27 protein-coding genes and 1 other annotated feature are annotated in these 23,383 nt (G+C 37.2%); of the genes, 19 read left to right on the forward strand and 8 right to left on the reverse strand.

Going from position 1 to position 23,383, the window contains the following annotated elements; all coding sequences use genetic code 11:
• The first annotated feature begins 5 nt into the window (after positions 1-5).
• Positions 6-512, forward strand: coding sequence for a DNA-deoxyinosine glycosylase (locus tag ACIQ2D_RS11710; protein WP_402864153.1), 507 nt, complete (start codon positions 6-8; stop codon positions 510-512).
• 87 nt (positions 513-599) lie between these two features.
• Complete coding sequence (locus ACIQ2D_RS11715) at positions 600-956, forward strand: hypothetical protein (protein ID WP_402864156.1); 357 nt, start codon at positions 600-602, stop codon at positions 954-956.
• Between the two features lie 188 nt (positions 957-1,144).
• Here ACIQ2D_RS11715 and ACIQ2D_RS11720 read toward each other — a convergent pair whose 3' ends face one another.
• On the reverse strand, positions 1,145-1,480 hold the full coding sequence (locus ACIQ2D_RS11720) for a DHCW motif cupin fold protein (RefSeq protein ID WP_402864159.1): 336 nt from the start codon (positions 1,478-1,480) through the stop codon (positions 1,145-1,147).
• Positions 1,481-1,669: 189 nt separating this feature from the next.
• Here ACIQ2D_RS11720 and ACIQ2D_RS11725 point away from each other — a divergent pair, with 189 nt between their 5' ends.
• The 3 genes from ACIQ2D_RS11725 (at position 1,670) to abc-f (ending at position 4,924) form a co-directional block, all read left to right on the forward strand.
• Entirely contained in the window at positions 1,670-2,029 is a 360-nt protein-coding gene (locus ACIQ2D_RS11725; RefSeq protein WP_402864162.1) for an MmcQ/YjbR family DNA-binding protein, read from the forward strand.
• Between the two features lie 114 nt (positions 2,030-2,143).
• Positions 2,144-2,992 carry an AraC family transcriptional regulator gene (locus ACIQ2D_RS11730; protein WP_402864165.1) on the forward strand — a complete coding sequence of 283 codons (849 nt, stop codon included), beginning with the start codon at positions 2,144-2,146 and terminating at the stop codon, positions 2,990-2,992.
• A gap of 303 nt (positions 2,993-3,295) precedes the next feature.
• On the forward strand, positions 3,296-4,924 hold the full coding sequence (gene abc-f, locus ACIQ2D_RS11735) for a ribosomal protection-like ABC-F family protein (RefSeq protein ID WP_402864168.1): 1,629 nt from the start codon (positions 3,296-3,298) through the stop codon (positions 4,922-4,924).
• 214 nt (positions 4,925-5,138) lie between these two features.
• Here the strand turns inward: abc-f and ACIQ2D_RS11740 are convergent, their stop codons facing one another.
• From ACIQ2D_RS11740 to pdxR, 3 genes are all read right to left on the reverse strand, one after another.
• Complete coding sequence (locus tag ACIQ2D_RS11740; protein ID WP_402864171.1) at positions 5,139-5,624, reverse strand: SRPBCC family protein; 486 nt, start codon at positions 5,622-5,624, stop codon at positions 5,139-5,141.
• Positions 5,608-6,036: a nuclear transport factor 2 family protein gene (locus tag ACIQ2D_RS11745; protein ID WP_402864174.1), complete on the reverse strand. Its 429-nt coding sequence runs from the start codon at positions 6,034-6,036 to the stop codon at positions 5,608-5,610. The genes ACIQ2D_RS11740 and ACIQ2D_RS11745 overlap by 17 nt, the downstream gene beginning before the upstream one ends.
• A gap of 118 nt (positions 6,037-6,154) precedes the next feature.
• Positions 6,155-7,567 (reverse strand): MocR-like pyridoxine biosynthesis transcription factor PdxR, encoded by a 1,413-nt coding sequence (gene pdxR, locus ACIQ2D_RS11750; protein ID WP_402864177.1) that lies wholly within the window; start codon positions 7,565-7,567, stop codon positions 6,155-6,157.
• Between the two features lie 118 nt (positions 7,568-7,685).
• On the opposite strand from pdxR, the gene ACIQ2D_RS11755 reads away from it, so the two are divergent.
• The 5 genes from ACIQ2D_RS11755 (at position 7,686) to ACIQ2D_RS11775 (ending at position 11,456) form a co-directional block, all read left to right on the forward strand.
• Entirely contained in the window at positions 7,686-8,645 is a 960-nt protein-coding gene (locus tag ACIQ2D_RS11755) for a proline dehydrogenase family protein (protein ID WP_402864180.1), read from the forward strand.
• Positions 8,642-9,544 (forward strand): DMT family transporter, encoded by a 903-nt coding sequence (locus ACIQ2D_RS11760; RefSeq protein WP_402864183.1) that lies wholly within the window; start codon positions 8,642-8,644, stop codon positions 9,542-9,544. The genes ACIQ2D_RS11755 and ACIQ2D_RS11760 overlap by 4 nt, the downstream gene beginning before the upstream one ends.
• 202 nt (positions 9,545-9,746) lie before the next feature.
• Positions 9,747-10,229: a GNAT family N-acetyltransferase gene (locus ACIQ2D_RS11765; RefSeq protein WP_402864186.1), complete on the forward strand. Its 483-nt coding sequence runs from the start codon at positions 9,747-9,749 to the stop codon at positions 10,227-10,229.
• Position 10,230: 1 nt separating this feature from the next.
• Entirely contained in the window at positions 10,231-10,911 is a 681-nt protein-coding gene (locus ACIQ2D_RS11770) for a hypothetical protein (protein WP_402864189.1), read from the forward strand.
• A 32-nt stretch (positions 10,912-10,943) separates the two neighbouring features.
• Positions 10,944-11,456 (forward strand): YfiT family bacillithiol transferase, encoded by a 513-nt coding sequence (locus ACIQ2D_RS11775; protein ID WP_402864192.1) that lies wholly within the window; start codon positions 10,944-10,946, stop codon positions 11,454-11,456.
• A gap of 276 nt (positions 11,457-11,732) precedes the next feature.
• Here ACIQ2D_RS11775 and ACIQ2D_RS11780 read toward each other — a convergent pair whose 3' ends face one another.
• Positions 11,733-12,356 (reverse strand): exosporium glycoprotein BclB-related protein, encoded by a 624-nt coding sequence (locus tag ACIQ2D_RS11780; RefSeq protein ID WP_402864195.1) that lies wholly within the window; start codon positions 12,354-12,356, stop codon positions 11,733-11,735.
• Between the two features lie 596 nt (positions 12,357-12,952).
• Here ACIQ2D_RS11780 and ACIQ2D_RS11785 point away from each other — a divergent pair.
• Entirely contained in the window at positions 12,953-13,123 is a 171-nt protein-coding gene (locus ACIQ2D_RS11785; protein ID WP_402864197.1) for a hypothetical protein, read from the forward strand.
• Between the two features lie 419 nt (positions 13,124-13,542).
• Positions 13,543-13,704, forward strand: a complete 162-nt coding sequence (locus ACIQ2D_RS11790) for a hypothetical protein (protein WP_402864200.1) — start codon at positions 13,543-13,545, stop codon at positions 13,702-13,704.
• 237 nt (positions 13,705-13,941) lie between these two features.
• On the opposite strand, the gene ACIQ2D_RS11795 is transcribed toward ACIQ2D_RS11790, so the two are convergent.
• A complete protein-coding gene (locus ACIQ2D_RS11795) occupies positions 13,942-14,889 on the reverse strand; it encodes a hypothetical protein (RefSeq protein WP_402864203.1) in 948 nt (315 codons plus the stop codon).
• A gap of 309 nt (positions 14,890-15,198) precedes the next feature.
• On the opposite strand from ACIQ2D_RS11795, the gene ACIQ2D_RS11800 reads away from it, so the two are divergent.
• The 4 genes from ACIQ2D_RS11800 (at position 15,199) to ACIQ2D_RS11815 (ending at position 17,715) form a co-directional block, all read left to right on the forward strand.
• Positions 15,199-15,837, forward strand: coding sequence for a BMQ_0737 family morphogenetic spore coat protein (locus tag ACIQ2D_RS11800; RefSeq protein ID WP_402864206.1), 639 nt, complete (start codon positions 15,199-15,201; stop codon positions 15,835-15,837).
• A 159-nt stretch (positions 15,838-15,996) separates the two neighbouring features.
• On the forward strand, positions 15,997-16,572 hold the full coding sequence (locus ACIQ2D_RS11805; protein WP_402864209.1) for a hypothetical protein: 576 nt from the start codon (positions 15,997-15,999) through the stop codon (positions 16,570-16,572).
• Positions 16,565-16,867, forward strand: a complete 303-nt coding sequence (locus ACIQ2D_RS11810; RefSeq protein ID WP_402864212.1) for a hypothetical protein — start codon at positions 16,565-16,567, stop codon at positions 16,865-16,867. The genes ACIQ2D_RS11805 and ACIQ2D_RS11810 overlap by 8 nt, the downstream gene beginning before the upstream one ends.
• A 14-nt stretch (positions 16,868-16,881) precedes the next feature.
• Positions 16,882-17,715 (forward strand): coiled-coil domain-containing protein, encoded by an 834-nt coding sequence (locus ACIQ2D_RS11815; protein WP_402864215.1) that lies wholly within the window; start codon positions 16,882-16,884, stop codon positions 17,713-17,715.
• A 116-nt stretch (positions 17,716-17,831) separates the two neighbouring features.
• On the opposite strand, the gene ACIQ2D_RS11820 is transcribed toward ACIQ2D_RS11815, so the two are convergent.
• A complete protein-coding gene (locus ACIQ2D_RS11820) occupies positions 17,832-18,374 on the reverse strand; it encodes an isoprenylcysteine carboxyl methyltransferase family protein (RefSeq protein WP_402864218.1) in 543 nt (180 codons plus the stop codon).
• Position 18,375: 1 nt separating this feature from the next.
• Positions 18,376-19,479 (reverse strand): type III polyketide synthase, encoded by a 1,104-nt coding sequence (locus ACIQ2D_RS11825; RefSeq protein ID WP_402864221.1) that lies wholly within the window; start codon positions 19,477-19,479, stop codon positions 18,376-18,378.
• 329 nt (positions 19,480-19,808) lie between these two features.
• Between ACIQ2D_RS11825 and rsgA the strand changes: the two genes are divergently transcribed.
• From rsgA to metG, 3 genes are all read left to right on the forward strand, one after another.
• On the forward strand, positions 19,809-20,882 hold the full coding sequence (gene rsgA / locus ACIQ2D_RS11830; RefSeq protein WP_402864223.1) for a ribosome small subunit-dependent GTPase A: 1,074 nt from the start codon (positions 19,809-19,811) through the stop codon (positions 20,880-20,882).
• Between the two features lie 61 nt (positions 20,883-20,943).
• On the forward strand, positions 20,944-21,285 hold the full coding sequence (locus ACIQ2D_RS11835) for a hypothetical protein (RefSeq protein ID WP_402864225.1): 342 nt from the start codon (positions 20,944-20,946) through the stop codon (positions 21,283-21,285).
• A gap of 109 nt (positions 21,286-21,394) precedes the next feature.
• Positions 21,395-21,651: a binding site (T-box leader), on the forward strand.
• A 55-nt stretch (positions 21,652-21,706) separates the two neighbouring features.
• Complete coding sequence (metG, locus tag ACIQ2D_RS11840) at positions 21,707-23,341, forward strand: methionine--tRNA ligase (protein WP_402864227.1); 1,635 nt, start codon at positions 21,707-21,709, stop codon at positions 23,339-23,341.
• Positions 23,342-23,383 lie beyond the last annotated feature (42 nt).

The raw sequence follows: 23,383 nt of genomic DNA on the forward strand, positions 1-23,383 counted from the left end.
TTGCTATGACAAGTAAACTTACAAACGTGTTGCCACCGATTGTGGATACGTCAACAAAGGTACTGATTGTCGGATCAATGCCAAGCAAACAATCGTTAGAAAAGCAACAATACTACGGCAATCCTCGCAATCACTTTTGGCCGATTGTCGGAGAGATTTTAAAAGTAGATGTACCAACAGATTATGAAAGAAGAATTGAACTGCTAAGAGAGTATGGTATTGGTCTATGGGACACAATAGATTCTTGTGAACGAAAAGGTAGCCTAGACGCGACGATTCGTAATGAAAAGCCGAACGATTTTCATGCCCTTTTTAAGCATTATCCAAATATTCGCCTGCTTATTTTTAACGGATCGAAGGCATTTGATGTGTTTAAAAAGCATATTGGCTTCGAAGTTTTGGACAATCGTCCATATCAAAAGATGCCATCTACAAGTCCGATTCCTGGCAAAAATATTAAATCCTTTGAGGGAAAACTGGAGGAGTGGCGTGTGATAGGCACATATTTGTAATGATTGGGCAAAGAGCTATAGTATGCTAAATTTCACCCTTTAATGATATATGCATATAGTAAGTTATGTAGAAAGGGGGAACATGATTTGTATTTTGCTCAATTCGATCCACCACCATTTGGCCCACCACCGATGGGCCCGCCACCATTCGGCCCACCTCCAATGGGTCCGCCGCCATTTGGTCCACCATCAGGAAGTTCGCCACCGATGGGCCCACCACCTAACTTTACACCATCGAGTCCAGCTTGGCATGTAGGTCCTTCAGGAATACGTTCGTGTTTATTTAAGCATACGTATATTTGGTTGGACAGTGGTAGAAGTTTTTGGTTCTATCCGGTGGCTGTGACAAGAGATGTGGTGACCGGATTCCGCTGGAGTAATAGGAATGGCTGGAGGTTACGCACAATTCATGTAAATAATATTCGTTCTTTCCAATGCTTTTAACTAAATAAATCACAGGGCTACGTATGCAAGTTATACGTGGCTCTTTTTATGGTATTAAAAACAGTTAGCTTCACTATAAAGGTTCCGTGCGATGAATAACGAAGAAAAAATAATCTCTTAGCGTAGAAAACGTCCTAGGAGATTATTTTTTATGTATTCGAATATGTAGCTCAAAGAATGGAGTACCTCTATTCTATTGTATCGATAATTAATAATTTTGCGCCTACATCAGTTCTGGAGCGATGAGAACTTAAATGATCGCTTACCACATACCCCATGCCTTTACTTAAAATCGATGAACTACCATCAGATAATTCACTAATTAGTGTTCCCTCAAGAACAAATACAATATGCCCCTTTTCACACCAATGGTCTGCTAAATAGCCAGGAGAATAATCGATAATTCTATACTTAATATTATTGACTCTAAATTCTTTCGTCGATGAAAACCCTAATTCACCAGACTTAACAGAGTCAATAATAGTACTCCAATCCAAAATTGTGTATTCAGTATCTTTAAGCATTCATTTCCCCCATAACTTTATTTAAATAAAAGTTAGTATATCAGAAAATTTAGTATATTTATATTGGTTGTTTTGACGAATTACAAGTATATACTTATCATATGAAAGATTTTATCTGTGAATGGTGTTCGTAATTCAATCTTTAAGTAAAAGAAAGCCGATATTAATAATATATAGGAGGCATTTGTCATGAATAAGGGGAATTTACAAGACTATTGTCTATCACTTTTGGGCGCTACGCATGATTATCAACCAGAATGGCAAGCAGATCGTTATCATGTCGGTGGTAGAATGTTTGCGATGATGGGAACAGATGCTACAGGTAGGCCTGTCATCACATTAAAGTGTGAACCGAGTCGGGCGGAAGAGCTAAGAGAAACGTATGAGGGCATTATCCCTGGCTATTATATGAACAAAACACATTGGAATTCAATCTATTTTGATTCGAATTTGTCCGATGAATTTGTAGAAAAGCTTATTCAGCATTCATATGAGCTGATTTTTTCTAAACTTACGAAAAAGGTCCAAAACCAAATTATCTCTGAGTAGTGACATGGGTATTAAGGTGAAGGGATTTATCATTTGAAAGCTGTCCAATTCCCGCAAGAAATGACCAGTGTATTTTCTCAAATTCGATATGATAGGTGTAAGGAGTGATGCTTCATGTGGCTACAATCGATTCAGCAAGCAATTGAATATATAGAAGAGCATTTAACGGAGGATTTGAAAATTGAGCAAATTGCCAAGGTAGCTCATTCATCTTCTTTTCATTTTCAGCGCGCGTTCTCTATATTAACTGGCATGACAGTTGGTGAATATATACGTGGGAGAAGATTAACGTTAGCTGCACAAGAAATTGCAAGTAGTCATTGTAAAATAATCGATGTTGCCTACAAATATGGTTATGAAACGCCAGAAGCATTTGCTAAAGCTTTCCGAAAACAGCATGGCATGAAGCCGTCTGATGTTCGGAAAGAAGCGGCAATGATTCACTCCTACAATAAGCTTGTTATTCATGTACAACTGAAGGGAGCGGAACCAATGCAGTATAAAATTGTAGAAAAAGGAAGTTTTCAAGTAGTCGGTGTTAAACGAACATTTTCATGTGGAAATGGGGAACAAACAAAGGAAATCACAAAGTTTTGGCAGGATATTTATGAGGATGGTACGAATGACCGACTATTTCCGTGTAATACGGGCGAATTCAAGGGTGTAATTGGTGTGTGCGATATGGGTGAAAATAATCTCATGGATTATTGGATAGCCACAAATTACGCTGGTGAGGATACAAAAGGATTTGAATCCTTTACAGTCCCTGCAGCGAAATGGGTAGTGTTTGAAGTTAAGGGAGCTATGCCCACAGCTATCACAACTATGTGGGAGAAAATTTACCAAGAATGGCTACCTTCAAATGCATATGAACTGACGAACGGCCCCGAATTGGAAGTGTACAGTGATGGCGATTCTTCAAGTCCCGATTACCGTTCGGAAATTTGGTTACCAATTAAGTAATGTTTTCATTTTTCAATAATTGATGTTAAAATAATTGTAATTATGAATGAAGGGAAGATGGGTGGCCGATGAACAACTAATCTTATTTTTACGATTGAAACTTAAAATTTCAATGAATCAAAAATAGGATTAGTCTGCCCATTTTCCATAAAAACAACGAGCTATTACACAACAATTACGCCAAGGCGTAATTGTTGCTGGATTAAAAAATAGCTTATTTGTGTAATTTTATTTTTGCAGCTAATCCTTCCAAAAACATTGGAGGGATTTTTTTATGCCTCCAAATCGAGAGGGATGGATTGTATGAAGGAACTTTTAAAATTACGAGATATTGGTTATGAAATTAAGAACACATTGATTTTCGAAAATATACATGCGACGGTAAAGCAAGACGAGGTAATCGGCATTATAGGCAAAAATGGTGCGGGGAAATCTACATTATTGCAGCTAATAAAAGGTTCAATATCACCAACAAAAGGTCATTTGCACTGGCTCAAGAGCGGTGATATTACGTATGTTGAACAAGAAAGTGAGCAGTATGCCCAACGTGATATTTCAGCGAAAGAAGCTGATTTACTGGCGAAATGGAGAGTGCCAACCGTTGTATATACTGCATTAAGTGGCGGTGAAAAGCTTAAAATGCGCTTAGCAAATGGCTTTGCACAAAATACACAGCTGTTATTATTAGACGAACCGACCAATCATTTAGATGAACAGGGTACGGCAATGCTTATAGATGAGATAAAAAATTATTCCGGTACCATACTTGTGGTTTCGCATGACCGCTATTTTTTAGATGAAGTGACAACAAAAATTTGGTCACTTGAAAATGCACAGCTCATTGAACATAGTGGCAATTATTCAAGCTATATGGAGGCTCGTAAGCAGCAAAGGTTAGCACAAGAACGTGCCTATGAAAAGCAACAGAAAAACATAGAACGTATTGAGGCACAAATGAAGGAACTGACGTCTTGGTCTCAACAGGCACATGCCCAGTCCACGAAGCAAGAGGGATTTAAAGAGCATTATCGCGTAAAGGCAAAGCGTATGGACACACAAGTGAAGTCGAAGAAAAAGCGTTTAGAAAAGGAACTTGCCAAAGAGAAGGTTGAACGTGTCATACCAGACGATAGCGTATTATTTTCAATAGAGTCGAATCAGCGAGTAGGGAAACGTTTTTTAGAGGTAAAGCATTTAACAAAATCTTATGGCGACCGTGTGTTATTTAAAGACGCTCACTTTACCATTAAATATGGCGAAAAGGTTGCTATAGTAGGGCCAAATGGCAGTGGGAAAACAACTTTGTTGAAAATACTAATTGATCAAGAGAAGGCTAAAGGAGATGTGTGGATTTCACCAGCTGCTAACATTGGCTATTTAACACAGGAAGTATTTGATTTGCCACTTCACAAAACACCTGAGCAATTTTTTTATAAGGAGACATTTGAGGAGAGAGGGAAAGTTCAAAATTTAATGAGGCATTTAGGATTTACACCTGCGCACTGGACAGCATCCATTGGGAATATGAGTATGGGGGAACGAGTGAAATGTAAGCTTATGGCATATATTTTAGAAGAAAAAAATGTGCTAATTTTGGATGAGCCGACAAACCATCTTGATTTGCCTTCCCGGGAACAACTTGAGCAAACGTTAGCACAGTATAACGGCACACTGCTTGTCGTATCACATGACCGTTATTTCCTTGAAAAAACGACGAATAATACATTACAGATTGCAAATGGTAGCATCCAAAGGCAGTGGGAAGAAACTCCCCCTCAGATTGATGATACTGCAGCTACCCGTTTAAAGATGGAGACGGAAAGGCAAGAAGTATTAGGGAGACTAAGTTTTTTAACATTAAAGGATAAAGAGTATGCTACGCTCGATCAAAAGTTTAATGAGTTAACAAAGCGGATTAATGAGCTTTCTTAAAGAATGATTACGGTGAAAGTGGTAAGGAGTAGATAGTGCAGATGAACAGCTCGGTTAGTACATTTAGATATTTATGAAGCGGACTAGATTCAATTAAAAATCAAATGAAGGCACTTGAAATAGCAACTGCGTTTGGAGGATAGTAGAAAACCCTCGAGTTATCAACACTGCAATAGTGAAGATTACTTGGGGGTTTTTATGGTATAAACAAAATTTATTTTGTATTTTCTACAATGAGTTTGTATTGCTCATATGAGTTTTTCCAGTTATCCATGGGAAACTCTTCGTGGAGTACGCCATTTAATAAGTCATAAAGTAGTTCTAGACATACATGCCAACCAGCTAAATCTTTTGTTGTATGCGCGGTTATTTCACGAATAGACTCATTTAGTACTAATAATGAACCTTCTGCTGTAGGAGAGAGTTCAAAACGAACCGTATCTTTTCCCCAATTGAATTCGATGATTTCTTTTTCGACATAATCTACGATCGTTAAAATCTCGAAGCTACCAGACCCATCATTCATATTAAATTTCATCTTTCCATTTTTACGGAGATCCACTATTTCTAAATTTTCCATCCATTTTTGAAGTTTATCATTTACCGTGAGCACCCCCCACACAACTTCGACTGAGTATGGGAGTGATCGTATGAACTGGGCTAGATAGCCATCTTGTTGTTTGTTAATTGTAGCAAACATTCGTAGGCTCCATAGAAAAATTATTAATATAAGATGAGATTCTTTGGACTTTAGCATTTTTCCCCGTATTACTGAAATGGTAAATATCGCAGAAGCTATAATTCTTATTTTCGACAGACTGTACAATACCGTTAACTGCACTTGTACGACCATTTATGATGATGTTTTTAATGTGCAGTGTTTTTATTCTAAGGTGCGCCATTTGCTGCTTTACTCTTTTGCTGAACTGTTCTTTTCCAAGGATAAAGGCTTTATCGACAATTTGCCAATGGACATCATTCTCAACATAATCCAAGATGAAATCTACATTTTGTTTAGTAAAGGCAATATAAAATTCTCTAATTAATTTATTTCTATAGTTGTTACCGCAGTCTTCAGTGTAGATTATTTTTATATTTGTTGTAGTCTCCATTTATATATATTACTCCTTCATAAAGTATTTTTAGGATTTTTATGTGCTATGATAGAAATTTTACCCTCGTATTTTAGAAAATAATAGTATTGCTTTATCAACGAACGTTGCAATTAAGCTACGTTGAATTTGTATTATAAAGTGCTTGATGTAGTCTGAATACACCAGTAGCTATATCTTCTTTACTCAGATGCCCGTACCCCAAAATAATTCGATTAGAATGTTTCCCCTTTATAATTGAATGATCTTCTACGGGATAAACTTTTACATCATACAGTTCAATTTTTTTTAGCAGTTCTTTTGAAAAATGGATATCCTTTAATTCAGCTATGAGGTGTAAACCAGTTGAATACCCCAAAATATGAATGTCATTCGAAAATGTTGTATTTAAACAGTGAATTAGGAAATCCCTTTGATTTTTATAAAACTTCTTCATCTTTGCAATATGTCGTTCCAAGTAACCTTCTGTCATAAAGCGAGCAAGTGTAAGTTGATCCAAAGAAGGAGTATGTAAATCCGAAAACCATTTAAGCTTGCGACATTTTTCAATAAGATGCATGGGAAGAATTAAATATCCTATTCTTAGTGCAGGTGATAGGATTTTACTGAATGAACCAATATATAGGACATATGCTGGATCCAAGCCCTGTAAAGAACTTACCGGAGGTCCCTCGTATCGAAACTCACTATCATAATCATCTTCAACAAGATAACAATTATTTTTTCTTGCATAGTTAATTAAATGGATGCGCCGTTGAATTGGTAATGTTCCTCCTATAGGAAACTGATGCGAAGGCGTAATAAATATGAATTTAGGGTTTTTATCTTCCGGCAATAAAGCTGTTCTCATTCCATACTCATCAACAGGTATTGGATAAAGGGAAGAGCCAGAAGCCTTAAAGATAGATTGAATATCATCTGTGATTGGATCCTCAATCAATGCAGCATCGTTTGGTGATAAAAGTAATTTAGAAACAAGTGTTAATGCCTGAGTTGCACCGGAGGTAATCACAATTTGTTCTGGATGACAATCGACACCTCTAGTTCTTAATAAATAGCGAGATAAAGCTTGTCTTAATTCTAGTCGACCTTCAGGAAGGTCATACCCAAAGTTAGAAGGTGCAATTTCATTACAAATACTATGAGATAACTTTGACCAAGTCTTCCGTGGAAATAAATCTAAAGCTGGTATTCCTGAACGAAAGTTGATGATGTTATCCTCATTAATGTTTTCTTCAATGCTATTTAAGCTATGAAAAGTAGATGGATTTTCATGTTGTTTTAAAAATGCCCCTTTTGCAACAAATGTCCCTGAACCTCTTCGTGAGTCTAAAAAACCTTCTGCCAATAATTGATCATATGCTTCTAAAATCACATTCCGAGACACTGCCAATTCAGAAGAAAATTCACGTGTGGATGGAAGTCTTTCTCCGGATTGTAAATCTCCATTTAAAATATTTTCTCGAATTTGTTGGTAGACTTGCCTATATAAAGGTATATCTAACGAACGATCAATTGGTATCCATAGCATCTTTTAGTAATCTCCTTCTATAGAATTGGTACCTTGTAAAAGGATAATAAGTGGCACTACTCCCACCACTTTTACCGTGATAAATTGGTTTTAAATAACAAATAGGAGTTGAATAAAGATGAAAAATCCAGAAATTCAAGTAATTCGAGCATTAAAGTCTGCTGCAAGAAACGAACAGTTTAAAGATTACATCCAACAATCAAACGAACTTTATCCATTACTATTAAAAGCTGCAAAGCGATATGTAACTGGAGAAAAAAGACAAGACGCAATCACATCAGCAAAACAATTAATTTCAAAAGATTATCTTACTTCGCTAGAATTCATCGGAGAAAACATAACAAATTTAGAAGAATGTCAAAAAGTTAAAAATGAATTTTTAGATCTTATCGAAGAAATGGGTTCATTGGCAATTAAACAAACAGTGTCATTTGATTTATCCCATATTGGGCTATCTATCAATTCGGAACTTGCATATAAACATTTACTAGAGCTTGCTCATAAAGCAAATCACTATGGGATTATGCTGATGGTAAGCATGGAAGAGTCCTCGAAGACGAGTGATATTATTGATGTCTATAAAAGAGTGACTACAAAATATCCAAATGTTGGTATAACAATCCAAACACATTTATATCGCACAGATTCAGATATTCAAGAATTAATTCAATATCCTGGGAAGATACGGCTCGTGAAAGGTGCCTTTCAAGAATCTGCGGATATTGCTATGAAAAGATCGAAGGAATTGAATATGCGTTACCTGAATTTTGTCGAACAATTAATAGAAGCAAATCATCCATTATCGATTGCTACGCATGATGAGATTCTGATTCAGGAAATGGAGCAGCGTCAATATTTCAAGCGTGATTGTGTTGAGATAGAGATGCTTTATGGAATACGCCCTGGTTTATTAAAAGATTTAAAAAGAAAAGGGTACAACTGCAAGGTTTATCTAACATACGGAAAAGAGTGGTATTTATATTTGTGTCATCGTATCGCCGAATATCCAGAAAATCTCTATTTAGCGGTAACAGACATTATTAATCCAACCTTATTGAATAGCGAGGAGTCTTATTGAACGGCCACTTACTACCAATCTTAAAAATAATTTTGGCTATGAGCATTGTAGGCAGTTCGATTGTGGCCGGGAAACTGATTGTTCAAAGTTTTCCTCTGTTCTTAGCTTCTGAATTAAGATTTCTAGTAGCAACAATGATTTTAGTGCCCTTATTGATAAAAGTGGAAGGAATTCCGTCTATTCATAAGAAAGATTTTTTCTTTTTGTTTTTACAAGCGTTATTTGGTGTTTTTTTGTTTAATATTTTCATGTTATATGGTCTAACAAAGACTACAGCCATTGAAGGGGGATTAATTACAAGCACTGTACCGGCGTTTACGGTTGTACTTTCTTGTTTAATTCTTAAAGAAAAATTAACAACTAATCTAGTGATAGGGATACTGCTTGCAGTTTTAGGAACGATGATTATTAATGGTTACCAATTTCTTTTAAGTACAGACAGTGATTCATCCTCTCTATTAGGAAATTTGTTTATTTTTGGCGCAGTGATTAGTGAGGCTTTGTTTATAATATTTGGGAAATATGTCGCTCAAAGTGTCAGCCCTCTTGCTATTTCAACATTTGTCAGTTTATTTGGTGCTGTTTTATTTCTTCCTTTTTCCCTTTTTGAGGGTAGTCAGTTTGAGTTTAAAGAGGTATCTATTACAGAATGGGGATTAATATTATATTCCGGTTTGGTTGTAACAGTCATTGCTTTTATTTTGATGCATCAAGGTGTTTCAAAAGTTCCAGCAAGTTCGACGGGCGTATTAACTAGTTTTTTACCGTTGAGTAGTACTATTTTATCTGTGGTTATCTTAGGTGAGGAAATCTTCTTTCTCCATTTTATAGGATTTGGATTTATATTAATAGCAGTTTTTTTTCTTTCAAAACAAGAAGTTAAAAAACAGGCAGAATGACGCGGTTTATTGATTAAAAAATTTTTTTAGAGGTAGATATATTTTTAGCAGACTCATAATAATTAGAATGCCAAACAAAAGATTTAAAATCTTAAAGGAGCTGTTCATAATAGAATAAGCCGTATTATCTTTTGATAATACGGTTTATTTATGTTTAAAAATACATTAAAATGAATATTAAACCAAAAGGGGGATAGGGTAAATGAAAATAGTATTAGCGAAATTTGAAGATGCACCAGTGATTCACGAGGTTATGCTACAGGCTTTTAAAGAGTATGAATATGCAACGCCACCTTCTAGTGCTTTAAGTGAAACAGTGACTTCGATTGAACAAGCCTTAACTGAAGGAGAACAGGCTTTTATTGCCTATATAGAGGCACAGCCAGTCGCAATAGTGCGATTTACAATGAATGATGAGGGTATTTATTTTTTCAGACTATCTGTAGTTCCTGAAAAACAAGGGCAGGGATTAGCCAAAGCACTAGTGGCTAAAATCGAAAAATATGCATGTATGCAGGGGAAAGAAGTAAGTGAATGTAAGGTTCGTATGGATGTGCTTAGAAATATTGCTCTATATCAATCTTTGGGCTATGTAATTACGAAGGAAGAAGTGGTTGAAAACCGTAACGGTATAGCAATTCCAGTTGTGACAATGGCTAAAACGCTACCGGCTAAGGTGATTTAGGATGAAGAAAAGACTAGGCTGTTTGCATGCACATCATTCGAATATCGCCTATATAGAAACGGCATTGGCAATGCATGAAGTAGAGCTTGTACATTATGTCGATTCGGGACTTATGTATAAGATGATGCAGGATGAACAATTTCACGAAGTGGATGCGTTAGTAAAAGTAAAGGAGCATCTAGAGTGGATTGCGAGCTGCGATGTTGATGCAATTTTAATCACTTGTACAAACATGATTGCTGTATTAAAAGATGAATACCTAATATTAGAGATTCCAATTATTAAAATTGATGAGCCATACTTTGAAGTCATTTGCTGCGAGCCACAGCCACAAACGCTTTTGTTTACAAACCCAGCAACTGTCACGGGAACGATTGAACGGCTTCAACAGTATGCTAAATATCATGAGAAAAAGATAAATATTAAAATACATGTAATTGAAAATTCATTTGAGCTTCTTATGCAGGGGAAAAAAGAAGCATATAATAAAGCGATTTTACAATTTCTCCATGAATCTGTTCATGAGCGTTCAATAATCTCTGTTGCACAACTTTCAATGGTGGATGCAGCACAACAATTTTCAAATGCTTCTGGAATATCTGTAACCCACCCACTAAAATCACTTGTAACTGCGATTTTACTCGAAATGGATGGACAGTACTTCGATACAATTAAATTATGATGTTGATTAATTACAAAGTGGGAGTGATTGTGATGAGCGATGAAAGATATCCAATTGGTCAATTTCAATGTCCTGAAAAAATTTTAGAAAAGCATGTTGTAGGCTGGATTGAGGATATCCGACTGTTGCCAAGACAGCTAGCAAAGGCACTTAGTGGTGTGAATGAACAATCATTAGGAAATACCTATCGTGAAAATGGCTGGACTTTGTCTCAACTTGTACACCATATTGCGGATAGCCATATGAATAGCTATATCCGTTTTAAGCTGGCTTTAACTGAAGAAGAACCGACGATTAAGCCTTATAATGAAGTCGAGTGGGCAAAGCTACCAGATTCAGAAATGCCAATAGAAGTTTCGTATAAAGTGATTGAAAGTCTGCATGAGCGTTGGGTTTATTTGTTGGGAAGTCTAACAGCTGAGCAATTACAAAGATCTTTCAAGCATCCTGATACGGGGCTGGTAACACTTGATTGTGCAATTGGTCTATATGCGTGGCATGGTAAGCATCATCTTGCACATATTCAGAATGCTTTAGCGAAATAATTATTTTTGAATGGTAGGGGATAAAAAAACGTGTTTCTTTGTAGGTTCGTTTCAAACTCAAACAGGCAATTTCTTATTCAAAGTTGAACAAGAAATTGCCTGTTTTTTATAAACATGATAACTGTTTAGGATTAACGGAGAATATGGTCATGCCAAAAGGTTCCCAGAAGCTACATCAAAATGCGATTATGCTTGAGTTGGCCATTTCCAGCTTCAATTTAGTAACGCTATCATACTTTTTAATTTTTCTATTCCACAGAGATATATGTGGTGAACTTAAGCTATAGTGATACCAGCACTTGCTGTTCCAGTAAGTGTCTGTATTACAGTAATACCATCAACAAGAATAGAATACACCATTAATAGACGGTCACCTGCTACTACTGGGACAGGTGTGACAGTTGATGAGGCAAAAGCTGTTCCACCTACTGCAATGACTCCTGTGAAAGCAGGAGCTAAATTAACAGTCGCGTTTGTAGCAGTGAACATAGTGCTTCCTGCAGGCGCTTTGTAGACTGTTGCTTGAACGACAGTTGTGCCAGCGAGAGTTACAGCCGCTGTAGCAGTAAAGGATGCAGAAATAGCTGTGATATTCCCTGCACGTGGTACTGAGAAGGCTTCAGTTACAACTGATGATAAGTCTAGTGTATTGCCTAAAACAGTTACACCAGGAACAGCAGAACCAAATCCGATAAGGCTAGGTACGCCGACAAGACCACCTACAATTGTTGCTAATACAACAGGTGTAACACCAGAAGAGAATGGGATGATTGAACCAGTGACAGTAGGCGGCGGTGGTGTAGTAATACAAGCAGCGTCAACAGCAATAAACGGTCCAAGGTTCGCACAATCGTTTCCACCGCGGCCGCAACCACCATTATTCATACAATTTGAACACATATTTACACCTCCTTTCCTCATTATCATATTCAGCGAAGAGCAATTTGGAAGGGCAATCAACTACGTACAGAGAGTCATTTTAGATTAGTCGCATGGACATTGTAGAGTTCTGTAAAGGTAAGGCAGTTTCTCAAAGATTGTTGCTTAAATAGGGGTTAAATAAAAAAGAGCTGAATCTACAAAATCTGTAGAATCAAACTCCATTTTTTAACTATAGCCCTCGTTCGAATAATATGGTCAGCCAGTGAAAAAATCTGGTTGACTATTTTTTATTCAATTTATAGATTGATAGTAGCTGGGTGGGGAACGTTTGCCCCCGTAGGACTTGATCACGTTAACTAACATGTTACCCCACAACTTGTTAACACATGATGAGGTTGTCTAGTTATAGTATGGTTTTTCACAAATTCTTGAATATTCGTAGTAAGTAGTGGATTACCTTATTAATTAATTTACTCATACTGTTCAGTAACTAGTTCTATCAATAATTTGCGAAAAAATTGGACATTACACCAACAAAGACCTGTTCGTGTTAATTTTGCCCTATGTACCTGTTACTTTAATGAATAAAATATTGAGGAAAGGAGGTGTTTTTCGTGAAAAGTTGCAGAAGCGGTGGTTCATCTTGGAAAAATAGATGTAATAGATTTGGACCTTTTGTTGCTATCCCTATCGCGTGTGTTAGACAAAATGGCGGTGGAGGGAATAACGGCGGAGGTAATGGTGGTGGAGGAAATAACGGCGGAGGTAGTGGTGGGAATAATTAGGTTCACCTTATGCTTATTGCTTTAAAAGTATACCAACCATAGAAAGTGAGGAGTGAGTAAATGCTAATGTCTCTTTGTATGAAGGGGTTTACTTTTATGAAGTACTCACTCCTTACTGAACATTTTCTTTCAGATATTCATTCAATATAGCAAAATGAAGCCAAATCAACAGTTGCATTTGTAGCGGTGAAAAAAGTGCTACCCGCTGGTACAAGATAGATCCAACATTAGTCGTAGTTGTTTCAGCTAGGTTATTAATCCCAATCGTTGTAGGAAAGGATGCGGAAATAGCTATAATCTTATCGGAACGTGAAAAAGAAGACGCTTCAGTTGCAGCCCCTGATTTATCAAATGCATTACCTATAATAGTCACACCAGGTAGGGTAGAACCAATTCCGATAAAACTAGGTACATCAATAATGCTATTCTCTAATGTACTTAAATTTACAGGTGAAATCCCAGAAGCAAAAGGAATTATTGTGCTAAAGCTAACCGAGGACTGCGGCTTTACACAGGCTTCATTAATAGCAAGAAACGGTCTTAGAACTTTGCATCCACTAGATTCTAGTGGACAATCTTAATTGTTGTTATTAATGATGGTATCAATAATTTTTCGCCTCTTTTCATCATTATTTTATTCGTTGAAAAACGGGAAGGGTATCAACGGCATGTAGTTGGCATGATTAATATGTATAGCAAAAATTACATAGTGACGGATCTAGGTAAACATAAAAAAACAACCACCTATATAAAGTTAGGTTGGTTGTATATGACTATTGCGGGCTCTATTTTATTATTAAATTTCCATTATTTAGAGATTATTTCCTTCTTCTAAAAATATTAAAAAACAAAGAATTTTGCTCTTTTTTAGTTTTATCATCCGTCACCTCTTTAGGCGACTCAACTTGATCACTTAGTTCTTCAATAGGCGGTGTATATTGGGCTTCAATAATTTTCTCTGCTGGAAGCACAATTTCTTCGGAGAGATCAGCTTCAGCAGTATCGGAGATATGTGTATCCACAGGTTCTTCCTCTATTGGAGGTGAATTATCCGTACTATTTTCAGATGCACTTGCCGGTGCTTCCTGTATGACTGTCGCATTTTTAAATTGAAGGGTTGATTCCATTGTAGTGTTTTTATATAAACCGTTGTAGATCTGACTTGGGTGTGTACCTGTTAATTGAAAGTATTGCTGATTAAAATGACGCGCTTCTGGTGGGGGGGCCTGAGTTTCAAGGCCGGGTGTAGGTTTTCCTATGTTTTGAATTTCAATAGCCTTCCCAGCCAAACTTTGTAACAGTTTGAAGGATGGTTGCGTGTTAGTTATCGATATTTGATTGTGGGTTGTTGCCTCTCTCATTGTTTTACTATTAGTATCATTTTTTGAAAAATTTCTATGACCCGCAGGTGCAATTTTATTATCTGTAAGTTCATTGTCCTCATTCGTAATTATTTTTTTCAAAATCAGCAAAATTTCTTGGTTGATTTCCTCAACAGTTTGGTTAAGAAAGTCAATTTGATTTGAAATTTGTTTTACTTGCTCCTCATATTCCCCAATATGCATATTTTTCTTTACATCCATCGTTTTAGTTAAACCGTCTAAATGTGATACTTGCTTTTTAAATTTATCAAATTCACTTTTGATCAAAAGATAATCTTCAATCGAAGTTTCTTTTTTTAATGTAGTTAACGTTTCCCTGTATGTTGCAATTTTCTGTTTTAGTTTTTCTATTTCTTGAGCGGAGTACAATTTAGGATCTTCCATTATAGTTCACTCCTTCCATTCCATTAGTATTTTATTAAAAATGTTTACTTTGTGTTACAAAACCCCAATAAGTCATAGCATTTAATTTTATATAGTAGAAGACATTGAAAAAGTAATTGATACCGTTAAAACTGCACATCAAATGGCATTACCCAAATGATGGTTATTGTATTAGCCCCTTAATTATCTAGTGCTTTGTCGGGTAATTGTTCAAATAACATGACAATTTATTTGAATGCCTAAGCACTATTATTTTAGCGTCATATGCTACAAACGAAAGATAAAAAAATTATGGAGGTGTCAATATAGATGCAAGAGAATATGCCATCCCAGGCGCCAGAACTCATTTGTATAAATGTTGATAAGGTGTATGACTGGATTGTTAAAGAGATGTCATTTGATATTTCGCCCGCTGGATCAATGTCTTTTCCGGGTGTAACGGCAGCAACAGATTTAACAGGGGCAACGGTTAAATGTAATGTAACGCCAGCGTCGACGAATCCAATAGTGATTCTGAATCGCGAGAACCGTGCATTCACTATCGATGGAGCAACAGTATGTCTTCAACAGTTGAATGTTCAAAAGAATTTTGTTCTTACACTTACTGTGTGTTTACCAAATGGGGCTACGCTAACTAGTGCGAATATTCCGGTTTCGCGTTGCGAACAAATTACATTGTGTGCACCTAAAGGAACAGACGTAGAAATTACGTATACAGATTTAGATTGTTTTGTGTGCACAACAGGTACGCTTACTGCTGGTACAGATACAATCACGTTCTCGGCTTTAACGATTACGGTAGCAGTTTGTCAAAGTATCCAGTCTACATTCCCAGTTACTGTTGAGTTCTTAGCAACTTACTGCGAACCAAGAGCAGATTTACCATTCGCATGTCCAGGAGCAGCTCGACCACAGCAATGCTCAGTTATATTCCCAAATGGCGGTTAATTGTGCTAACCGAAATGCAAAGAACATATGATGAAGAGAGGGTAACCCTCTCTTTATTTTTTATATTGATTACATAGTTTGGGACAGTTATGTTGGTGCATTATTAATGTGTACAAATGTAATAGATGTACGACAGCAACCAAATGGGGGGCGGTAATTATGAGAACTGATCAGGATGCTGTAGAAGTGAAAATAAAAGAACTTAAACATCAAACTCAGTCATATTTATCTGAATTTAGAAAGAGGGTAGAGGCACTTAATATTTCGCAAAGTGTAAATGTAATAAGCTATTTTACGTCTTCGTTAATTATCTCCCATGATCCGCAACAAGAGAGCTTATGCATGGGTTCTTACCATATTTATAATATCGGCTATCAGCCATTAATAAATCCTTATGTGTGTATAAAGTTACCCGAAGACTCTCCTTTTTCCTTCTCTGGACAGTATGTTTATGAGCACTTTAAGCAAAATCTAAAAGGTGCAGCTGGATGGGAACGAATAAATGATAAAGCAAATAAAGTAGAATTTTTATTAAAACCATTAGGTAAAACATCTATTGAGCCAAATGAGATTATTTCATTTTCAAACTTCCAGATTAAATGGGCTCATAGTACATCTTATGCGGGTAGCATCACGGGAGTTACCTACTGCGATCAATTGCAAGATGGTATGGCTGTGATAAATCCGATCAATCTCAATGGATTCAGTCTTATACAGGAGGGTGAACATGAGTGAAATAGATGAACAAGAAAAAGATGTGTTGATGAGGAGTTTGCTCAACGATTTTATGAAAGAACAGATTGCCAAATTAAATGATAATAGCAAGAAAAACAATAATAGTTTCGCCTTCCTTGAGAAAGGCACACTGAATTTACTGATTGGCTATTTGTTATCAGGGGAGAAGAATCAAATAACTTTAAAAGTTAATGAAGAATTTGAAATAAAGGTTGTGAAGGAACTTGATGAAATGATAGAGAATAACAAAAAGGAATTTGAAGAGATTATTAGTTTACTTAAAAACCTTTCATGATGGGGGGCACTACTGTGGATAATGAAAGTATCAAAAATAATGATCCTTTTCAGCTGCAACAAATGATAATTTTTTTAAAAGCGGAGTTAGCTAAATATAAAAATGAAGTACGAATACACAGAGAAAGCGATTATTATTCACTAGTAGTTAAACTAGAGGAAGAAATCGTGCAATTAATGAGTGAGAAAAAGGAACTCTCATTGGTGATTTTGAAATTGAAGAAAGATTTTGAGAAGGAAAAAAATGAGTATAATGAAGTGATTCAATCTCAGGATATACAGAGAGTTAAGCAAATTTCTTCAATTGAGGCGTTATTGAAAGAAAAGAATGAGCTAAGGACAATAAACAAACAGTTGTCAGAAGCCCTAAAAAAAGCTCAAGAGGAATTGGTAGCCTATAGTCAAGATAGAGGAGAACTGAGAGAAGTAAATTATAAGGGGATTATCGATAATCTTGAAAACAAGCTGATAGATTTCTTTCAAGAAACAAACAAACAAATGCATTCTGTCGTTGGGAAATTTGAAGAAACTCACAAGGAGATGCATGAGTCAGATTACGTTAAAAAGTATTTAGTGAAAGAGTTAGAAGAAAAAAGTAATGAAATTGAAAAACTCTTACACAAGATCACTGAGTTAAAAGAACGAGATGAAGATGCTACCGGGGGCAGCTCGTCTTTAGATGGCGAACAAGCGAAAAATAATCAAGTTCTCGCGTATTTAGATGCTCAAGTGGAAAAAGTAATGGGGCAATCGAGAGATTTTGAAGAACAGTTGGATGAAAAATTACGTATCTTAAACGACTTGGAACGGAAATTAGATCAGCTTGTGATAGATATTGAAGGACAATAACTCTAATAAAATGAAACAACGTTATTCAAAGAGATAGTCAAGTTTACCATGATTCACTCTTTTTTGATAAAGGGTGGATTCTTTTTGTTTCATCCAGTTAGCAAAAAAGATTTCGGTTAGGATCCCGAAATCTTTTTTTGAAATACATTATTGTAATTTGTCGTTTCTCTTAACGCTTGCTCTTCAATTGGAATGCGAACAGATAGCATTGTAATATTTAAAAGTGTAAAGCAAAAAGCTGTTAGGTAAGCTTGGAACATCAAGGGTAATAGTAAAATTTCTAGGCAAACAACGGCGTAATTTGGGTGGCGAAAAAATACATAGGGACCTTTTTTTACGACTTCGGCTCCAGGTAAAATAATGATTTTTGTATTCCAAAATGGACCTAAAGAACGTAAGCACCAAATACGCAAAGCTTGAACGGCTACAAACAAAATAAAAAATAACGGGAATAAGGGCGAGAGACTGTTACTACTCGTCATCACTTCTACTATTAAAAAAAGAAAAAAACTACTATGCAGTGCGAGCATATATGGATAATGAGAGGCACCAATCTCATAGGCACCTTGAGACAGCATCCATCTTTCATTACGCTTTGCGATAAACACCTCAGTAAGTCGTTGAGCGATAACTAGAAATACAATGATGTAAAAGATCATACTACTCCCTCCATTTTAGTAGTACGGCTTCCGCACAGAAGCCTGGGCCGAGAGCGACAAGCAAACCAGTGTCATTGACATTACATTCTCTTAACATAAACTGCTCTAATACATAGAGGACGGTAGGGGACGACATATTGCCATGATGCCTTAAAATTTCTCGAGAAATGTCGGTTTTTTGTTCGGTAAGGTACAGGGTATCTTCATAGGCTTTTAATACTTTTTTGCCGCCTGGATGCGCAATGAAATGATGGAGTTGTTCACTATAGAGCTGCTGTTCTGCTAGGAATTGCTCGATGAATGGACCAAGCCAACTTGTGATAATAGAAGGGATACTTTTTTGGAAAACAACGTGAAGACCATTGTTTTTAATGTTCCAGCCCATGACATTCTCAGAGTCAGGCATCCATTTAGAGCCGGTAGTTAGGATAGAAGGGATACGTTTTTTCGAAGGGATAGTGACATCATCGCCGCATACTAGTATGCAAGCAGCACCATCTGCAAAAAGAGAAGCACCGATTAAATTGCTTTTCGAAAAGTCGTTCTGTTGAAACGTAAGACTACAAAGTTCGACACAAACGACAAGTACCTTAGCTTGTGGGTGAGCCTTACAAAAATCATAGGCTCTACTTACACCAGCTGCTCCACCAGCACAGCCAAGCCCCCATAGTGGTATGCGTTTTAGCCTATCTGAAAAAGAGAGTCGATTCATGACACGTGCATCGATACTAGGTGTAGAGATGCCTGTACTGCTGACAAAAATAATGGCATCAATCTCTTCTGTGGTAATGGGTGTGTGTAGGAATGCTTCATTTTGTAGGCAGGTCTTAATTACTTCTACGCTATAATTTGTCGCAAGCTCGATATATAGATTATTGCGTTCTTCAAAAGTATGCTCAGTGCGATGCCATTCGGCGGGCACACAAAAATGGCGAGTTTCGATATCACCAGTTTCAAATACTTTTAAGTAGCGTTCGAGTCGTGGGATTTTCTGATAAAAGAGCTCTCTCGTTAATTCCTCCGCATTTTCCTGCTGTAATGTGTAAGGTGGCTGATATGTACCGATAGAAACTATTTTAGACAATCCAAAACATCTCCTTCGCAAAAAAGTGGTCTCTTTAAGTGTATGCTAGGAAGAATAGGATACATGCTTTTAAATTTGGATTTGACAATTTTAGTGGGTTTGGATATATTGAAAATAACTATATCGGAAGTAGGTGATGTGACATGATGAATAGATCCGTTTTTAGCGAACTGCAATTCGGTTTGTTCAATTTCACACGCCTAAAATATACAATTTGATTGTATATTCTCTTGAACGTGCCTGTGAAACCTTGTAACTGCCGAATTGCAGTTATAAGGTTTTTTTATTTTATGTAGTTGGAGTAAAACGCCAAGGCATAATTAATTATACACATTCAGGAGGAATAAAAATTGAAAGTAACAACATTAGGATTTTCATCATATTTTAAAGAGCAAATGACAGCGTTTATGGAGGAAGCAAAATTTAAGAACTGCGTGCCTGCACGAGTTGTGTTGGAACATAAGCATTCGTATCGTGTGCTAGCAGTAGAGGGCGAGTGGCTTGCAACAGTTGCGGGTCACTTTGCTTATACATCTCTTTCACGTGGGGATTTCCCTGCAGTTGGTGATTGGGTGCTTGTTGAGAAAATGGCTGGTGAGGAAAGGGCTATTATTCATAAATTGTTTGCTAGAAAGTCTGTATTTTCACGAAAGGTTGCAGGAAAAGAGATAACAGAGCAAATCGTGGCATCAAACGTTGATATTGTGCTTCTTGTGATGAGTTTAAATGCAGATTTTAATATTCGCCGTTTAGAGCGATATTTGGTGGCAGCTTGGGATTCTGGTGCGAAGCCAGTGATTGTGCTGACAAAAGCAGATTTATGTTCTGACGTATTGCAATATGTAAGTGAAGTTGAAGCAATTGCATTTGGTGTAGACATTTTTGTGACGAGTGCGTTGTCAGGCGAAGGGTTAGCGGATATTCGAGCACTATTTACAGATGGGGTAACAGGTGCACTACTCGGCTCTTCCGGGGCTGGGAAATCGACGCTGACTAATGCGCTAGTTGAAGATGAGTTAATGAAAGTTTCGGATATTCGCGAAGACGATGCGAAGGGGCGCCATACAACTACGCATCGGGAATTAGTTGTATTACCGAGTGGTGGTTGTTTAATCGATACACCGGGAATGCGCGAGCTGCAATTATGGGATCAGGGCGACAGTTTGTCTTCTAGTTTTAAGGATATTGAGGAGTTTGCCGCAGTTTGTCGCTATCGTGATTGCTCGCATCAAAATGAGCCGCAATGCGCTGTGCAACAAGCGATTCGTGATGGAGAATTAGAGGAATCGCGCCTGCAAAGTTATTTCAAATTACAGAAAGAGCTGGCCTTTATGGAACGTAAAACAAATACGCAGGCAAGACTTGATGAGCAGCGTAAGTGGAAGCAAATTGCGAAGAGTTTAAAGCAAGTGAAGAAAAAATAATAATAATGGGGCACAGGTATTGTTGAGCAGTATCTGTGTTCTTTTTATAGGGGGATGAAGGATGAAAAAAATTAAGGTGTTACGGAGTACGGTAATAGCTACGGTGGTGGGAGGTTTCTTGTTTGGGCGAGGAAAGCGTGCAATCACTGGTAAGAAGGATTCTATAGCAAAGACAGTTAAATACGACTACCCATTTATCGATACAGCATCAGGAAAGGTAATAGGTGTAGTTATTTATAAAGGTAACCGGTATATGACAGTGAAAGTGGATGTCCATACAAATACTTATGAAGTGAGCGGCTCTATGAAAGGCTTTGAAACAGAATTACAGATGACTGAAGAGGAATGTATTGACCATATTAGACAGCGTGCGAAACTTTTTGTTGATAAGGTGGCAGTATGACCATACAAAACATTAATCTATTTTGACTTAAATGAGAATTATATGTTGGTGCTTCCGATGTTTGCATTGCTTTTTTTAAGAGAAAAGGGTAAAATTATGCCAAACTTATAGAACAGCGTTGAGAAGGAAAAGTAAATTGGACGATATTTGATAGAGAGCCTCTGTTGGTGGAAATGAGGTAAATGATCCCTTTTGAAAATGACCTTTGAGCTTCGTACCGAAAGCATTAGCGAGTAGGCTACGACGAGATAGGCACTCGTTACAACAGCAGCAGTATCTCTCGCAACTAGTAGATGTACTGAATGAGGCAAGTAGTGTAAGCTATTTGTAAATATAGGTGGTAACACGGGTAAACTCGTCCTAATCGTAATGATTAGGGCGTTTTTTTATACACTTTTTTTGGTGAGGGGAGTAACACAGAATGACAATTGTTATAGGAGGTGCGTGGCCATACGCTAATGGTTCACTGCATTTAGGGCATGTTGCCGCATTATTACCAGGTGATATTTTGGCTAGATATTACCGACAAAAGGGCGAGAAAGTATTATATGTATCGGGTAGTGATTGTAACGGTACACCGATTTCAATTCGGGCTGCACAGGAAAATACCACGACAGAGGCAATTGCCGATCATTATCATGCTGAATTTACACAGTGTTTTCAAGAGCTAGGTTTTACGTATGATACGTACACAAGAACAGACACAATGCATCATCATGAAGCGGTGCAAAATATTTTTTTACAGTTGTTAGCAAATGGACATTTGTATAAGAAAAAGATCGAGCAGGCTTATTGCGAGACGGACAAGCAATTTTTACCCGATCGTTTCGTCGAAGGTGTTTGTCCAACCTGTGGAGCAAAGGCACGCGGTGATCAGTGTGATCATTGCTCGACCATTTTAGATCCACTCGATTTAATCGACAAGCGTTGTAAAATTTGCGGCAATGAGCCGAAGATTCGAGAAACAGAGCATTTTTATTTTGCATTTAGTCAGTTTCAGGGGAGGCTCGAAACGTATTTGGCAGATGCGAAGGCAGGTGGTCGCTGGCGTGAAAATGCGCTGGGCTTAACCGAGCGATATTTGGCTGAAGGTGTGCCAGACCGTGCTGTGACTAGAGATTTACCAAACGGCGTTGATGTGCCTGTTGATGGATTTGAAGGTAAGAAAATTTACGTGTGGATTGAAGCGGTGGCGGGTTATTTAACGGCAAGTATGGAATGGGCGAAACAGCATGGTATTGCGATTGAAGACTTATGGAATGAAGAAACCATTTCGTATTATGTACATGGTAAGGACAATATTCCATTCCATACGATTATTTGGCCAGGGATTTTAATGGGCATCAACCAGAAGGCACTCCCAACGCATATTATCTCGAATGAATATTTGACGTTAGAGAAGCGGAAATTATCAACGAGTCAAAATTGGGCGGTATGGGTACCTTATATTTTGAGTAAGTATAATCCCGATTCAATTCGATATTTTTTAACAATGAATGCGCCAGAAAATCGTGATACGGACTTTTCATGGCGAGAATTTATCTATAGTCATAATGGGGAATTGCTTGGTGCATACGGCAATTTTGTCAATCGTACATTGAAGTTCCTAGAGAAGTCATTTGAAAGTAAGGTTCCACAAGTTTCTGTTGATAAAGATGTGAAACAGCGTACTGTAAAGCTCTTCGTAGATGCTGGTCAGCAAATTGAAGGCGGGCATTTTAAACAGGCATTAGAAGGGATTTTTGAATATATTCGTGCTGCTAATCGTTATTTTGACGAACAGCAACCGTGGATACAGGTGAAGGAAGATCCAGCATCTGGTGATGTGACACTCGCGACTTGTGTCTATATCATTGCCAACTTGGGTCAGCTCTTACAGCCATTTTTACCTTTCTCAGCAAGAGAAATTCGTGACATGCTAGGTGTGGAAAAAATAGAGTGGGGCGAGCAAGTGGAACTTCCGTTAATGATTTGTGAGGTCGTGACATTATTTGAAAGAATTGACGTCGCGCTGATTGAAGAAGAATATAATAAATTAGTGGAAGACAGTAAATAATTGAGAAAAGCAGTATAACCAGTTTTTGGTCATACTGCTTTT

It is taken from the genome of Lysinibacillus sp. NPDC097287 (assembly GCF_044761695.1).
Taxonomy (GTDB): domain Bacteria; phylum Bacillota; class Bacilli; order Bacillales_A; family Planococcaceae; genus Lysinibacillus.